The sequence below is a fragment of the Chryseobacterium sp. A301 genome (assembly GCF_054489425.1).
The window spans coordinates 107,412-121,528 of record NZ_JBTMWY010000005.1 but is presented as its reverse complement, the minus strand read 5'-3'; the positions used below and the strand labels follow the sequence as shown (position 1 = coordinate 121,528).

General features: G+C 40.0%; 13 protein-coding genes and 1 tRNA gene. 8 read left to right on the top strand and 6 right to left on the bottom strand.

Going from position 1 to position 14,117, the window contains the following annotated elements:
- The first annotated feature begins 43 nt into the window (after positions 1-43).
- The 3 genes from ACX3PU_RS09220 (at position 44) to ACX3PU_RS09210 (ending at position 2,599) form a co-directional block, all read left to right on the top strand.
- Positions 44-1,705, top strand: coding sequence for a tetratricopeptide repeat protein (locus ACX3PU_RS09220; RefSeq protein WP_459084744.1), 1,662 nt, complete (start codon positions 44-46; stop codon positions 1,703-1,705).
- A gap of 64 nt (positions 1,706-1,769) precedes the next feature.
- The gene (bshB1, locus tag ACX3PU_RS09215) at positions 1,770-2,489 is read left to right on the top strand and encodes a bacillithiol biosynthesis deacetylase BshB1 (protein WP_459084743.1); all 720 of its coding nucleotides are present in this window, start codon (positions 1,770-1,772) and stop codon (positions 2,487-2,489) included.
- Between the two features lie 36 nt (positions 2,490-2,525).
- Positions 2,526-2,599: transfer RNA gene (locus ACX3PU_RS09210), tRNA-His, on the top strand.
- 72 nt (positions 2,600-2,671) lie between these two features.
- Here ACX3PU_RS09210 and ACX3PU_RS09205 read toward each other — a convergent pair.
- The gene (locus ACX3PU_RS09205; RefSeq protein WP_459084742.1) at positions 2,672-3,007 is read right to left on the bottom strand and encodes a DUF3276 family protein; all 336 of its coding nucleotides are present in this window, start codon (positions 3,005-3,007) and stop codon (positions 2,672-2,674) included.
- A 124-nt stretch (positions 3,008-3,131) separates the two neighbouring features.
- Entirely contained in the window at positions 3,132-4,781 is a 1,650-nt protein-coding gene (locus tag ACX3PU_RS09200; protein ID WP_459084740.1) for an ABC transporter ATP-binding protein, read from the bottom strand.
- A 200-nt stretch (positions 4,782-4,981) separates the two neighbouring features.
- On the opposite strand from ACX3PU_RS09200, the gene nusB reads away from it, so the two are divergent.
- The 3 genes from nusB to yajC are packed head-to-tail and all read left to right on the top strand — an operon-like array spanning position 4,982 to position 6,672.
- The gene (nusB, locus tag ACX3PU_RS09195) at positions 4,982-5,890 is read left to right on the top strand and encodes a transcription antitermination factor NusB (RefSeq protein ID WP_459084738.1); all 909 of its coding nucleotides are present in this window, start codon (positions 4,982-4,984) and stop codon (positions 5,888-5,890) included.
- Positions 5,891-5,895: 5 nt separating this feature from the next.
- On the top strand, positions 5,896-6,339 hold the full coding sequence (locus ACX3PU_RS09190) for a DUF1573 domain-containing protein (protein WP_459084736.1): 444 nt from the start codon (positions 5,896-5,898) through the stop codon (positions 6,337-6,339).
- 3 nt (positions 6,340-6,342) lie between these two features.
- Positions 6,343-6,672: a preprotein translocase subunit YajC gene (yajC, locus tag ACX3PU_RS09185; RefSeq protein WP_459084734.1), complete on the top strand. Its 330-nt coding sequence runs from the start codon at positions 6,343-6,345 to the stop codon at positions 6,670-6,672.
- Between the two features lie 91 nt (positions 6,673-6,763).
- On the opposite strand, the gene ACX3PU_RS09180 is transcribed toward yajC, so the two are convergent.
- Together ACX3PU_RS09180 and aspS are read right to left on the bottom strand one after the other, a co-directional pair.
- A complete protein-coding gene (locus ACX3PU_RS09180) occupies positions 6,764-9,043 on the bottom strand; it encodes a GH92 family glycosyl hydrolase (RefSeq protein WP_459084733.1) in 2,280 nt (759 codons plus the stop codon).
- Positions 9,044-9,111: 68 nt separating this feature from the next.
- A complete protein-coding gene (gene aspS, locus ACX3PU_RS09175; RefSeq protein WP_459084731.1) occupies positions 9,112-10,860 on the bottom strand; it encodes an aspartate--tRNA ligase in 1,749 nt (582 codons plus the stop codon).
- A gap of 207 nt (positions 10,861-11,067) precedes the next feature.
- Here aspS and ACX3PU_RS09170 point away from each other — a divergent pair, with 207 nt between their 5' ends.
- Positions 11,068-11,238, top strand: coding sequence for a 30S ribosomal protein THX (locus tag ACX3PU_RS09170; RefSeq protein WP_459084729.1), 171 nt, complete (start codon positions 11,068-11,070; stop codon positions 11,236-11,238).
- Positions 11,239-11,260: 22 nt separating this feature from the next.
- On the opposite strand, the gene ACX3PU_RS09165 is transcribed toward ACX3PU_RS09170, so the two are convergent.
- Positions 11,261-11,911: a DUF937 domain-containing protein gene (locus ACX3PU_RS09165; RefSeq protein WP_459084728.1), complete on the bottom strand. Its 651-nt coding sequence runs from the start codon at positions 11,909-11,911 to the stop codon at positions 11,261-11,263.
- Between the two features lie 71 nt (positions 11,912-11,982).
- Positions 11,983-12,501 carry a DUF2480 family protein gene (locus ACX3PU_RS09160; RefSeq protein ID WP_459084726.1) on the bottom strand — a complete coding sequence of 173 codons (519 nt, stop codon included), beginning with the start codon at positions 12,499-12,501 and terminating at the stop codon, positions 11,983-11,985.
- A gap of 423 nt (positions 12,502-12,924) precedes the next feature.
- On the opposite strand from ACX3PU_RS09160, the gene lpxB reads away from it, so the two are divergent.
- Complete coding sequence (lpxB, locus tag ACX3PU_RS09155; RefSeq protein ID WP_459084725.1) at positions 12,925-14,043, top strand: lipid-A-disaccharide synthase; 1,119 nt, start codon at positions 12,925-12,927, stop codon at positions 14,041-14,043.
- Positions 14,044-14,117 lie beyond the last annotated feature (74 nt).

Genomic DNA, 14,117 nt, shown 5'->3' with positions numbered 1-14,117 from the left:
TGAACTCGAAACTTTTTAAAAATAGAAATAGTAAATGAAAAATATGATTGTAATATCGAAGAAAATTGCGTTAGGTGCAGGAGTATTGCTTATGGCAAACATGACTTTTGGACAAACGCTTGAAGAGGGTATCGTGAATGTGGATAGTCACAAATACGCAAAGGCAAAAGAAATTTTTAACGCACTTATTGCAAACGAACCGAAAGAAGGGGCAAATTACTTCTACTTAGGAAATTCTTACCTTTCTCAGTTCGATCCAAACTTTGACACGGCTGCAGAGTACTTTAAAAAAGGTCTTGAGATCGATAGCAAGAGTCATTTGAATAAGATTGGTCTTGCTTCCATTAAGGTAGCAAAAGGTGATAAATCTGGCATCTCAGATATCCAGAAAGTAGTTTCGGATACGAGAGAAAAGGATGCTGAAGTTTTATATCGTGCTGCTGAAGCCTTAACTATGTTTGAAGTGTTAAATTCACCTGATTTAGCCATTGATTATTTGAACAAGGCGATTGATAGATCGAAAAGAGGAGTTCCAGCGAATTATTATTATGCACTCGGAGATGCTTACCGTTTGAAAAAAGATCCAGGTAGTGCCATGTCTGCTTATGACAAAGCATCTGCTGTGGCAAAAAATAAAGCTTCCGTCTTCACTAGAATGGCTACACTTTGGATGGCAGCAAACCAGTGGGAACAAGCAGAAACGAATATTAACAAAGCATTGGCTGTAGATCCAACCTATGCGCCGGCCTATAAAGCAAGTGCAGCTTTTAACTTTCGTTTTAGAAACAACGCGGCAGTTACAAAGAACCTAATTGATTATACGAAGTATGCAGACGAGGATCCTTATACTCAATTGGAAATTGCTAAATTGTATTTCATCAATGATGACTATGCGAACGCAAAAGAAGTCTTAAATAAGATTTTTGACAAAGTGGAAGACCCTATCAAATATAAGTTACGTGCTTATCTAGATTATGGTGCGGACAATAACATTGCAAGTGCACAAGAAAACTTAACCAAGTTTGTCACTACAGTTACCGACAAGTCTAGAATCCAACCTGCAGACGAAGGATTGCAAGGGTTATTGTATGCGGCAGAAAGTGCACAAACAGAAGATCCTGCACAAAAAGCAGACTTACTAGCGAAAGCGAAGCAAAAGATTGCCATTGCTAAAAAGGCAGAAGACCAAACAATGGATTGGGACGTGGAATTGATTAAAGCACAAGGCGGCGGTGGTGCAAACCAAGCGGCAGCGGATTCAGGACCCACTTCTCCTCAGATTCAAAGTTTAAAAGCGAAAGTCGCAAGCAATCCTCAGGATGCTGAATCCTTGGTGGCTTTAGGTGCCGCATACCAAGAAGTTCAAAACTGGGACGGAGCTGTAATTACTTGGGATCGAATGATTGCCTTATCTCCTGAGTGGGCTTATTCTTACTATGCAAAAGGAGTAGCTTACCAACAACTAGGAAGCCATGAACTTGCAGAGAGATCTTACCAAAATTACATTAACCTTGTCCTTGGGCAAACTCCAGAAGAACAAGCGCAAAGTAAAGAAACTTTATCGTATGCATACTATTTAGTGGCATTCTATAACCAAGATAAAGATGTGGCAAAAGCAAAAGACTATGCAGCAAAAGCCATCCAGATTAATCCGTCCTATACAGATGCGATTTCTCTTCAGACTGCTCTTTCTGAGAAAGAATAAAACTCATCACATAGTTTATCCCTCTTCCTTACGAAGAGGGATTTTTTTTTCTTAAATTTGACATATGAAAGTAGATGTTTTAGCATTTGGCGCCCATCCGGACGATGTCGAACTGGGATGTGGAGGAACCCTTTCTATGCTTGTGGAGCAGGGAAAGAAAGTGGTAATTGTGGACCTCACCAAGGGAGAGCTAGGAACTCGTGGGACGGACAAAACAAGAGCCGAGGAGGCTGCGAATGCTTTAAAAATACTGGGCATCTCAGAGCGCGTCAACTTAGGAATGCCGGATGGGTTTTTGGAAAACATAAAAGACTACCAACTAGAGATGGTCAAAATGATACGAAAGTTCCAACCCGAAATTGTTCTTGCGAATGCAATTGAGGATCGCCATCCAGACCATGCAAAAGGGGCTAAATTAGCGTCGGATGCTTGTTTCTTGTCAGGGCTTGTGAAAATAGAAACCAATCTTGATGATGTGGTGCAAAAGCCGTGGAGACCAAAGCAAGTTTTTCATTACATTCAGTGGAAAGAAATTATACCTGATTTCGTGATTGATATTACCTCTCAGATGGAAAAGAAAATTGAGGCGTGTCTCGCGTATAAGACGCAATTTTTTGATCCGGATTCAGATCAACCTATGACACCTATAGCGACTAAAGATTTTTTAGAAAGCCTTACCTATAGGGCTCAAAACCTTGGAAGACTCTCAGGTGTAGACTACGCGGAGGGCTTTACAAGCGAAAAATTACTAGGACTTAAAAATTTTGATAATATAATTTTGTAATTGTGGTAAAAGCATTATATTTGCACCCACAAAACGGTGGTTGTAGCTCAGTTGGTTAGAGCGTCGGATTGTGGTTCCGAAGGTCGTGGGTTCGAAACCCATCATCCACCCAAAAAAAAGCGTACTTAAATTCAAGTACGCTTTTTTATTTTAGGGATTGTCTAGAATCTTAGATACGATTCTTATAAATCCTCTGGTGTGTCGATGGTATAGGAACGAGGTTTGAAATCCTTTTCATGACGGTCAGAAATGACATCCTCTCCTTTTTCCCCAATAATGAAATCTGTTGATTCTGAAAACATTTCTTGGAAAGCTTTAAAGTCCTCTTTGTAAAGGTAAATTTTGTGCTTTTCGAAGCTCGCTTCTCCGTTCTCTCCAAAGTTCTTTTTACTTTCGGTAATCGTAAGATAGTAATCTCCTGCTTTCGTTTCGCGTACGTCGAAAAAGTATGTTCTTCTCCCTGCCTTTAACACCTTTGTGAATATTTCATTCTCGTGGCGCTCCTTGTAATCACTCATTGTCAGATGTTTTTTTAAAAAATGTAGTGAAGCAAATATAAAAGAATTCTTTTAATCTGAAAATATTTTTTTTGGTTGCATTCTTTAAGTAGAAAAACCCCTTTAGGCTTTAGTATAAAGCGGATTACTCCAGCGATGGTGTTAAATCTAGGATCTGATCTGCACGTCTTGCGCTGCTCTCACGATGGGTAATAAGGATCGAGGTACAGTTCTTTAAATCCCTTTCAATATTTTGAAGAATGTTTTGTTCGGTTTCTGTATCAAGGGCCGACAGGGAATCGTCAAAGATGATGATTTCCGGTTCTTTTATGAGAGCCCTGGCAATGCAAATTCTTTGCTTTTGCCCACCTGATAGCATGACGCCACGTTCTCCGACCAGGGTTTGGTATTGGTTTTTAAAACCGATGATGTTTTTGTGAACGTCTGCTTTTTTTGCATACTCTTCGATTTGCTCTTGGGTGGGATTGTCCACTGCAAATCCAATGTTTTGAAAGATGGTGTCTGAAAACAGGTAGCTTTCTTGAGGGATTAATCCGATGTGATCTCGGTAGTTAGTTAAGTTGTGCTGCTTTAAATCTTTTCCATCGATTAAAATGATTCCTTCTGTGGGATCAATCAATCTAGCGAGCAGGAGTGCAATGGTCGTTTTTCCGCTTCCGGTTTTGCCCATGATCGCAAGGCTTTCGCCTGCTTTCACGTGAAAAGATAAGTTGTGAAGCGCTTCAATGCCCGTGTTTGGGTATGTATACGATACATTTCTAAATTCAATATCTCCTCGAATCGGATATTTTTCTGAATTTAAGTTGGTGATCTCTGACTTTTTCTCGAGAAACTCATTGATTCTGCTCATGGAAGCAGCCGCTCTTTGGTTAACTGAAACCACCCAGCCTACCATGGAGAAAGGCCAGATTAGAATGTTAATGTATAGAAAGAAATCCGCAATCTTACCCACTGAGATTTCCCCGGCTAAATATTTTTGTCCTCCGACAAGAAGGATGACTACATTTAGAAGACCAATCACAAGCAAGATAATGGTGAAAAAGTACGCCTCTGTTTTTGCGAGGTCTAAGGCTTTGTCTTGGTAGTCTTTAACCTTAACTCCGTATTTTTGATCAATATATCTCTCCTTCGCAAAGTACTTTACCACACGAATACCCGAGAAACTGTCCTGTACAAAAGTGGAAATAGCAGATTGACTTTTCTGCATTACTTTTGATTTTTTATTGATGATTGAGCTAACCTTGTAGATGACAAAGGACAGAATAGGAAGGGGGATGAGGGTCCATAACGTCATTTGAACATCAGTTCGAAGCATATAGATGCTTGTTATGACAAGAAGTACAAGCAGGTTGACCACATACATCACGCCCGGTCCTAAATACATCCGTACGGCTACTACGTCTTCACTTAATCGATTCATTAAGTCTCCAATGGTCGAGGTCTTGAAATCTGTGAGGGACCATTCTTGGTAATGACGATAGATTTTGTTTTTTAATTCGAATTCAATGCGGCGTGAGGAGACAATGATCGTCTGTCTCATCATAAAGGTGAAGAATCCCGTTAAAAGGGAAGATCCCACAATGATGGCCACATAGATTAATACTTGTTTATTGAATCCTAAACTGCCCGTGCTGGAAATCTCATCCACAGATCTACCCACGAATTGAACTTTGAAAATATTAAAGAAGTTACTTGCAATGATAAAAAGAAAACCCCAAAACAAAAGCACGCGGTGCTTCCAGAAATAAGGGTTTAGGGTTTTAAGTGCGTTCATTTTCTTTACCTAGTTAGGAATGCAAAAATAAACAAAAATAAATGGTTCTTTCAGTCCCATTCCATAAAATCGGTAAGCCCTAAATAAAACGGCCCGTGTATTTGAGCAAATTGGATCCCAAACCCTCGTGGGAATTACTGGTCTAAAGACAAGAAAAATCCGCTTCTTTTTTCTATCTTTGCAAATTAAAAGTTCTTTGAATGTTAGGAAGAAGGCAAATTCGTGAAAAAGTAGTAGAAAACCTCTATTCATATCGGCAAAACCCGATTCAATATGAAATTTTGGAGAAAAATATGTTTTCTGAAATTGAAAAGATTTTCAATTTGTACGTATATCAATTGAATTTTTTGGTAGCACTCAAAAGTCTAGCAGAAAAGCAAATTGAAATTGGGAAAAACAAGTATATCAAGTCCGAAAATGATTTGAATCCCAATCAAAAATTTGTAAACAACCGTATACTTGGTCTTATTGAAGAGAATACAGAAAGATTGAATTTCACTTCGAAGCATCAAGAGTTGCAATGGGAGTTACACGACGATTTGCTTGTGAAAACCTTCCAAAGGATGACAGCAGGGAAGCGATACCAAGATTTCATGAGTTTGGATACGCATAGTTTTGAGGACGATCAAAAGTTCATTGGAAAACTATTCCTACGCTATGTCGCCGAAAATGAAGATTTTCACGATCGTTTAGAAGAAAAGGAAATGAGCTGGGCCGATGATTTTCATATTGCGAATTCTATGGTACAAAAAACCCTTGGGTTTTTAAAGCCAGATCAGCCAAGTCATACGCTTATAAAGATGCTAAAGGATGACCAAGATAAATCCTTTGCTCGTAAGATCCTATGGGAAGCGATAAACAAGTGGGAGCAGACAGAGCAGAAGATTAAAGACAGGCTGGAAAATTGGGATTTAGAACGGATTTCCTTGATGGATAAAATCATTATCGTTGCAGGAATCACAGAGTTCGATTATTTCAAAGCTACGCCTTCAAGGATAATTATCAATGAATACGTTGAAATTTCCAAAATTTATGGCTCAGAAAAATCCCATATATTTATAAATGGAATATTAGATAAATATTCAAAAGATACGAACCGAATAAATTAAGAAAAATGAAAAAAAGTATTTTAATTCCGATGGTATTATTTTTGGGTTTAGCTTCTTGTAAAAAAGACCAAACACCAGAACAATTAACAACAACCGCAGAATCTGAAGCTCAAGTGGCTGCGCCAGCAGGTCCTCTAACAAGCCTTGCTTTGTCAGAAGCGCATTGGGACTTTAAAGATGTGAAAAAAGGAGAATCTGTTGATCACGTATACGAGGTTACCAACACAGGGGAAAACCCACTCATTATCTCAGAAGTGGTTCCAGGTTGTGGTTGTACTGCGCCGGAATTTACTAAAGAACCAATTCTCCCTGGAGAAAAAGGGCAAGTAATGCTAAGATTTGACTCTTCAAGCTTTGACGGATTTCAAAACAAACAAGCACAAGTTTTTGCAAACGTAGAAAGTTCGCCAGTTATTATTTCTTTTACGGCTAACGTTACAAAACCTTAATTTATGTTGAATGTATTTTTACAAGCAGACCCAGGAGAAGGCTCTATGATGCCTACTTTGGTGATGTTCGGACTCTTCTTTGTTTTCATGTATTTTGTGATGCTACGCCCACAAATGAAAAAGCAAAAGAAGGAGCAAAATTTTCAAGGCTCTCTTAAAGTGGGACAGCGTATTGTAACCACTTCAGGAATGCACGGAAGAATTGCTCAAGTAGAGGAAGATGGAATCGTAATTGAGACGCTTTCCGGTAAACTTAAATTTGAAAAATCTGCCGTTTCTCGCGAATTTACTGCGGCTCGTTTCCCAGAGCCGGGAGATGTGAAAACGAAATAGATCGATCTATAGAAATTGAAAAGCCTGCGAAGAGTAACTCTTTGCAGGCTTTTTTTATTTTTCCTTTTTGAGGTGTCTACACCCCGCCAGGTTACATTTTCGGTTTAGAACTCATTCTAAATAGCAAAGTGCCACCTTGAGTCAATTGCTTGTGATTCACGAAAGGGGTTTCTATCTTTTTCCCGTTCCATAAGACTTCTTTCACATAGACATTCTTTTCCGATTGATTTTCAGTTTGAATATGCAAGGTTTTTCCATTTTCAAAGTTCAGTGTAGCCGATTTCACTAGAGGGCTACCCAGGGCATACTCGTCAGAACCTGGCAAGACGGGATAAAAACCAAGTGAGGAAAAGATATACCAAGCAGACATCTGTCCGGCATCGTCATTTCCGCAAAGGCCATCAGGTAGATCATTATACATCGTACGAAGAATTCCTCGCACACGCATTTGCGTTTTGTACGGTTGGTTCGTCCAGTTGTACAAATACGGGATGTGGTGACCGGGTTCATTCCCATGTACATAATTCCCTATGATTCCGTCTCGTGTAATATCCTCGTTTTTTTCGATGTACTTATCCGCAATTTCTGTGGTGAAGATCTCATCGAGGTGAGTGGCAAATTTGGTTTTGCCCCCCATCATGGAGATCATGTGAGGAATGTTTTGTGGAACATACAGTCCATAGTTGAAGGCATTTCCTTCAATGAATCCTTGCCCATGCGTGTCCATAGGATCAAACTCTTTTTTGAACTGACCATTGGCTAAACGCGGATGCATGAAGCCTGTCTCGGGATTGTAAACATTTTGGTAGCTTTCCGCTCTTTTTAAATAGGTTTGTTCGGCATTTTTATCACCTGCCAATTGCGCAATTTGGGCGATAGCCCAATCGTCATAGGCATATTCTAATGTTTTCGACACTGAAGCACTGCTTAGGTCTTCCGGCACATAACCGTATTTTAAATAGGACTCAATTCCGTCATAGTAGAAAAGATTTGAGGAATGGATTGCGGCATCTAGTACTCGTTTAGGGTCTAGGGTAGTTGTGCCTTTTTTAAGGGCGTCTGCTAGGGCAGATACAGAATGGTATCCAATCATACACCAGTTTTCATTGGCATAATGAGACCATATGGGCAAAGCCTTATGAACGCTTTGGTCATAATGAGCCATCATCGAATGCATCATATCGTTGTTACGAGCGGGTTGAATCAAATTGTACAAAGGATGCAATGCTCTGTACGTGTCCCAAAGGGAAAAAATACTATAGTTGGTAAAGCCATCGCTGGTATGCAAATTTTGGTCTAGGCCAAGATAAGTCCCATCGACGTCTTCGTAGACGATCGGCGAAAGCATAGTGTGGTAGAGTGCTGTGTAGAAGGTTCGCTTGTCTTGTGGAGTTAAACTAGTGACTTGCACTTTAGAGAGTTCTTTTTCCCACTTTTTTTCTGTGATTAATTTTTGTTTTTCAAAGTCCCATCCTGGAATTTCCTGTTCTAGGTTTTTGAGTGCACCGGCCGTGGATGTATTAGACAGAGCAAATTTAACTTTGAGCTCTGGATTCTCGTTCGTGTCAAAATTGAAGTAGGCTCGAATTTCTCTTCCTGCGAATTCAGGGAAATTTTCATTTTCATTGAATTTTCGATAAAAACCATTGTAGACAGGGGTGTCGTAGCGTTTTCTACCATAACTGGTAAAAGGTTGTGAAAATTTCATAGCAAAATACACTTTCCTGGTTCTTGCCCAGCCTGTCGTTTCTCGATAACCCACAACGGTGTTATCGTTCTCTACTCGAACAAAAGTCCAAACATTTTTTCCTTCAAAATTGTAGATATTGTGCATCAAATCTAGAATCAGATGCGCTTTATCGGTTTTAGGAAATGTATATTTATGGAATCCTACACGTTCTGAGGCGGTAAGTTCCGCTTTAATATTGTAGTCTTTCAAGTTTACGGTATAATAACCAGGACTTGCTTTTTCACTTCCTTTATCATACTGTGAATGGTAACCGCTTCGAGGCTTATCCACTTCGCCAGGTTCTAGTTGGAGCTCTCCTGTGGTGGGCATGACTAAGAAATCGCCCAAATCACTATGGCCCACGCCACTGAAATGGGTATGAGCAAAGCCAAAAATGGTTGAATCCTCGTATTGGTAACCCGCTGTATAGCGATACGTGAGTGGGTTGTACTTTCCGTCCAGAGCATAAGGCTGCTGGTTTGTACTTGGGGAGAGTTGGACCATGCCAAAGGGCGCTGCAGCACCTGGAAACGTATGTCCCATGGTTTTCGTTCCAATAAATGGATTTACATAAGATGTCAGTGATTGCGCTTGGATCATTAGGCTAACAAATAAAATGGGAAGTAATTTTATGAATTTCATTGAACAAATTTGGTCAAAAATAAGAAATCCCAGTCAATGACTGGGATTTCTTAGTGAATTATATTTCTTTATTCCGAAATTTTTAAATGCAGTTCCTCCAGCTGAAGATCCGATACAAGGCTCGGCGCATCAATCATTACATCTCGACCTGAATTGTTTTTTGGGAAGGCAATGTAATCTCTAATCACTTCGTTTCCATCTAAAATGGCCACTAATCTATCGAAGCCAAAGGCCAAACCTGCGTGAGGAGGGGCTCCATATTTAAAGGCATCCATTAAGAATCCGAACTGTGATTGTGCTTGTTCTTTAGTGAACCCTAGAAGATCAAACATTTTGCTTTGCAATTTTTGATCAAAGATTCGTACAGATCCCCCACCGATTTCATTTCCGTTAAGGACCAAATCGTACGCATTTGCTCTTGCCCTTTCGGGTGCACTTTCCAGAAGAGAAATGTCTTCCGCTTTTGGCGAGGTGAATGGATGGTGCATCGCATGGTAGCGATTGGATTCTTCGTCCCATTCTAGGAGTGGGAAATCCACTACCCATAGGGGAGAGAATTCATTCGGCTTACGAAGACCAAGTTGATTTCCGAGCTCCATTCGAAGAGCGGAAAGTTGGGTTCTTACTTTTTGGTGTTCGCCGCTTAGCACTAACATTAAATCTCCCGGTTTCGCACCGAACTTTTGGGCGATTTGTTTTAAATCCTCTGGAGTAAAGAATTTGTTGACAGACGAGGTTAAGGTTTCGTCCAATTGGTATTTAACCCAGACCATTCCTGTGGCTCCGATTTGGGGACGTTTGATCCATTCAACTAACGCATCAATTTGCTTACGTGTATACTCTGCGCATCCTTCTACGTTGATTCCTACAACAAGGGGAGCCTGGTCGAAGATCGGAAAATCTTTGCCTTTCATTTCTTCATTTAGTTCCACGAATTCCATCGCAAACCGGATGTCAGGTTTGTCATTTCCGTAACGGGTCATTGCCTCTTGGTAGGTCATTCTTGGAAAAGAACCGAAGGTTTTACCCGTAATGTCTTGAAGGAGCTTTGCTGTTAAGCCTTCGAATATTTCCAGTACTTCTTCCTGTTCAACAAAAGCCATCTCACAGTCGATTTGCGTGAATTCAGGTTGTCTGTCTGCACGTAAATCTTCATCTCGGAAGCATTTCACGATTTGGAAATAGCGGTCCATACCACCCACCATTAATAACTGCTTAAAAGTTTGAGGCGATTGAGGAAGTGCGTAAAATTGACCAGGGTTCATTCGGCTTGGGACGACAAAGTCTCTTGCACCCTCAGGAGTTGATTTAATAAGTACAGGAGTTTCCACCTCAATGAATTCTTTATCCGTAAGATAGTTTCTTACTTTTTGAGCCATCTGATGGCGGAAAATTAATTTGTTTTTAACCGGATTTCTTCGAATGTCTAAATAGCGGTACTTCATTCGAAGTTCCTCTCCTCCGTCCGTTTGATCTTCAATGGTAAAAGGGGGGAGTTCGGAGGCGTTTAAGATTTGCAATTCTTTTACTAAGATTTCAATCTCGCCGGTCGGGATCTTTGGATTTTTTGAGGCTCGTTCAATCACGGTGCCTTTAATTTGAATCACATACTCGCGGCCGAGTTTCTTTACACTCTCCATTAATTCCTCCGTAGAACGCTCCTGATCAAAAACCAATTGCGTGATGCCATATCGGTCTCTTAAATCGATCCAAACCATAAAACCTTTGTCTCGGATGGTTTGTACCCATCCGGATAGTGTTATTTCCTGGTTTAGATTCGTTAGAGTTAACTCTCCGTTAGTGTGCGTTCTGAACATAAATGTAGGTCTTAATTTAAAGGGACAAACTTCTAAAATAAAGTGAAAGTTTTCGCGGGCAAAGATACGGTATTTCGTGAGAATTGAGAAAATTGGAGTCCGGAAGATTCGCAAGCTCTCGAGGTGGGATTGGATTTTAGGACAGGAGGCAAAAGATATTCATTAAATATTTTGTAACTTTGGATAACAACCACAAAAACATTTTATATGGGAAAAGGAGATAAAAAAACAACCAAAGGAAAACGAATCGCAGGGAGTTATGGAAAGTCACGCCCAAGAAAAGCAAAAACAGCCACGGCTGAGGCAGTGGTAGAAAAAGTTGCAACACCGAAAGCTGAAAAGCCGAAGGCAGTGAAAAAGAAAAAAACCGAAGAATAATCTTCGGTTTTTTTTATTGGGTTTAGCCTCGTCCGAGAATACTTCCTAGTAGTCCTCCAAGTCCGCCTTTGTTTTGTTCTTTCGTATCGGATCCTAATACCCCTCCAAGCAAATCTTCTAATGGATTCGAGCTAGAGTTTTGTGTCGAAGATCCTAGAACTTGGCCTAAAATATCGTTCAGTGGATTGTTTCCTCCTTGAGCCTGTTGCTGAGCTTGACCTAAGATTCCACCGAGAAGGTCCCCAATGCCTCCTGAATCTACATGGTTCGATTGTTTTTGGTTTCCTATGTAGCCCATGATTACGGGGGCAAGCATCGATAGAATAGGGCCAATTTTGTCCATTGAAATCCCTGTGTTTTGAGAAAGTTGGTTTTCAACCTGTGTCTTTTGCGAGCCAAAAATATGGTCTAAAATAGAAGATCCTTCTTGTTCTCTTGCGTCAATCTGCGAAAGGTCATTTAAAATACTTCCGTCATGATCCTTGTCCAACGCATTGCTTAAAGACTCCGCTTCTGCTTTGTCCTTTGTCTTGTTTTTTAGATAGGAAATTACCACAGGTGCGGCTACAGCGAGAAGCGCAATAATTTGATTTTTAGAAATCCCGAATTTGTTTTCCGCGCGTTGCGCAACTTGATTCCCTGCATTTCCAGCGATTAGATCTAGTAAGCTCATAGTTGTTTTGGTATTTGATTATAAAAAGATATTAGCAAATATTGTACCTACCTTTCCAGAAGCATTAGGCTTTACCCCGCTTTATTTTTGAATATCGGTACATTTGAGCAGGCTTCGCCGAACATCATAGATTTTGCAATGGGTTTGAGTTTTTGAACGAGCTCTATGTATGCATTTTCTGGAATATCAAAATCACTGCATCCTTTAACGAGCATTCTTTTTCCTTCATACGTACTAAAGTCGGTGGATTCAATGGCTTCATGAAGTAGGAGGACTTCCAAATCTTTTTCGTTTCCAAAGATCACCTTCTTTGCGTGCCCTGTTAGTTTCGAGGCAATCAAAAAATAGGCCCATAAAGGGACAATCGCATCCACTGAATTGTATACATATACATATGTGTCTTGGAATTCAGTGGGATCTAGATTTTCTACTTTCTCACGAAAATCTTTTTCTTTTAAGATTAATTCCTGAAATAAAAAATCTTTAATATCAAGTCCCACACGTTTTCCTACGGGCACCAGTGAAGCTATATCAAAGTTTATGAGTCCACTTTCAGCTATTTTGTTTTTGATTTCAAATGTTTCTTCCATCTCTTCAGTTTTTGAACTTGAGGGTGCTTTTTAAAGCGCCATCGAGTGTTTGTTGTGCCTGCAATTTCCATTAAACGGAACAAGGACCTTCTAAGCATCCTAATGCAGTGTGATTTTGAACTAAAAAAGTTCAGTTCATTTTCCTTCACAAAGATACAAAATCAAGAATGGAATGAGATATTCAGACTTTGCCTTTTGAGGTTTCAAAAAAGGAGCAGATTTTAAAGGTTGGCGGAAATAGGTTTTCGAGAAAGCACTCAAACAAAATTAATAGTATGGACTTGAAAAGTAGGCTCGGGGCTCAGTTTTACATAAATATCAAAAATTAGCAATAACTTTGAAACCTTAATTGTAAATTGCAATCGCGAGGTTCTTGCCATTTTTTTAGGGATTTTCGCCAACATCATAAATCATCAGATACTCATGAAATATTATATTATTGCGGGAGAAGCCTCAGGGGATTTGCACGGCTCTAATCTAATCAAGGCACTTATTCAAAAAGATTCCAATGCTGAGTTTCGATTTTGGGGCGGAGATCTTATGAAGCAAGCGGTTTGTGTTGAGCCCGTAAAGCATATTAAGGACCTTGCCTTTATGGGGTTTCTAGAAGTGGTTTTAAACCTCAAGACCATTTTAACCAACATTCGATTTTGCAAAAATGACATTAAATCCTACATGCCTGATGTTCTTATCTTGATTGATTATCCTGGATTTAATCTGAGGATTGCAAAGTTTGCAAAAGAGTTAGGGATTCGCGTTGTCTATTACATTTCTCCCCAATTGTGGGCGTGGAAAGAAGGTCGGGTCAAATCCATTCGAAAAGATGTAGATCAAATGTTAGTGATCCTACCTTTCGAAAAAGAATTTTATGAAAAGCACGGTATTCAAGTGGAGTTCGTAGGTCATCCCTTGCTCGATGCAGTGGGGGAACTCGGGCCACTGGACCGAGTTTCTTTCTTAGAGCGCAATGGACTAGGACAAGAACCTATTGTTGCACTTCTGCCAGGATCAAGAGAGCAAGAAGTTCAGAAAATGCTTAAGACCATGCTCTCCGTTCGATCTCATTTTTTAAATTATCAGTTTGTAATAGCGGGTGCCCCAAGCCTTGCTCCAAGTTTCTATGAGCAATTCACAGATTCGAAAGTCCATTTTGTCTCTAATCAAACGTATGATTTGCTGAGAGTCTCGCAAGCTGCGCTAGTGACCTCAGGCACAGCCACCTTAGAGACGGCTCTTTTGAATGTGCCGCAAGTGGTGTGTTATCGAGGAAGTCGAGTTTCTTATGAAATTGCAAAACGATTGTTGAAAAATATTCAGTACATTAGTCTGGTCAACTTAATTATGGAAAGAGAGGTAGTTAAAGAACTAATTCAGAATGAATTGACCGAAAACCTTCTCGTCCTCGAGTTAAAGAAAGTGCTTAGCGGACCTAAGCGTGAGCAGGTTCTCAACGACTACCAAGAGCTTCGAGGACTTCTAGGAGGAAGTGGAGCTAGTGAAAAAGCAGCCGAACTAATCACTACGGCTGTAAACGGAAATTAGAAGGATCCGAGGACAATTTTAGTAGATATCTTTGCGATTTTTGATTGGTTTATCACTAAATTTCATTCTAAGTG

Excerpts from the sequence above, each read along its gene's own strand:
- ACX3PU_RS09220 (WP_459084744.1), top strand. The coding sequence starts at position 44 with ATGATTGTAATATCGAAGAAAATTGCGTTAGGTGCAGGAGTATTGCTT.
- bshB1 (WP_459084743.1), top strand. The coding sequence starts at position 1,770 with ATGAAAGTAGATGTTTTAGCATTTGGCGCCCATCCGGACGATGTCGAA.
- ACX3PU_RS09205 (WP_459084742.1), bottom strand. The coding sequence starts at position 3,007 with ATGAGTGATTACAAGGAGCGCCACGAGAATGAAATATTCACAAAGGTG.
- ACX3PU_RS09200 (WP_459084740.1), bottom strand. The coding sequence starts at position 4,781 with ATGAACGCACTTAAAACCCTAAACCCTTATTTCTGGAAGCACCGCGTG.
- nusB (WP_459084738.1), top strand. The coding sequence starts at position 4,982 with ATGTTAGGAAGAAGGCAAATTCGTGAAAAAGTAGTAGAAAACCTCTAT.
- ACX3PU_RS09190 (WP_459084736.1), top strand. The coding sequence starts at position 5,896 with ATGAAAAAAAGTATTTTAATTCCGATGGTATTATTTTTGGGTTTAGCT.
- yajC (WP_459084734.1), top strand. The coding sequence starts at position 6,343 with ATGTTGAATGTATTTTTACAAGCAGACCCAGGAGAAGGCTCTATGATG.
- ACX3PU_RS09180 (WP_459084733.1), bottom strand. The coding sequence starts at position 9,043 with ATGAAATTCATAAAATTACTTCCCATTTTATTTGTTAGCCTAATGATC.
- aspS (WP_459084731.1), bottom strand. The coding sequence starts at position 10,860 with ATGTTCAGAACGCACACTAACGGAGAGTTAACTCTAACGAATCTAAAC.
- ACX3PU_RS09170 (WP_459084729.1), top strand. The coding sequence starts at position 11,068 with ATGGGAAAAGGAGATAAAAAAACAACCAAAGGAAAACGAATCGCAGGG.
- ACX3PU_RS09165 (WP_459084728.1), bottom strand. The coding sequence starts at position 11,911 with ATGAGCTTACTAGATCTAATCGCTGGAAATGCAGGGAATCAAGTTGCG.
- ACX3PU_RS09160 (WP_459084726.1), bottom strand. The coding sequence starts at position 12,501 with ATGGAAGAAACATTTGAAATCAAAAACAAAATAGCTGAAAGTGGACTC.
- lpxB (WP_459084725.1), top strand. The coding sequence starts at position 12,925 with ATGAAATATTATATTATTGCGGGAGAAGCCTCAGGGGATTTGCACGGC.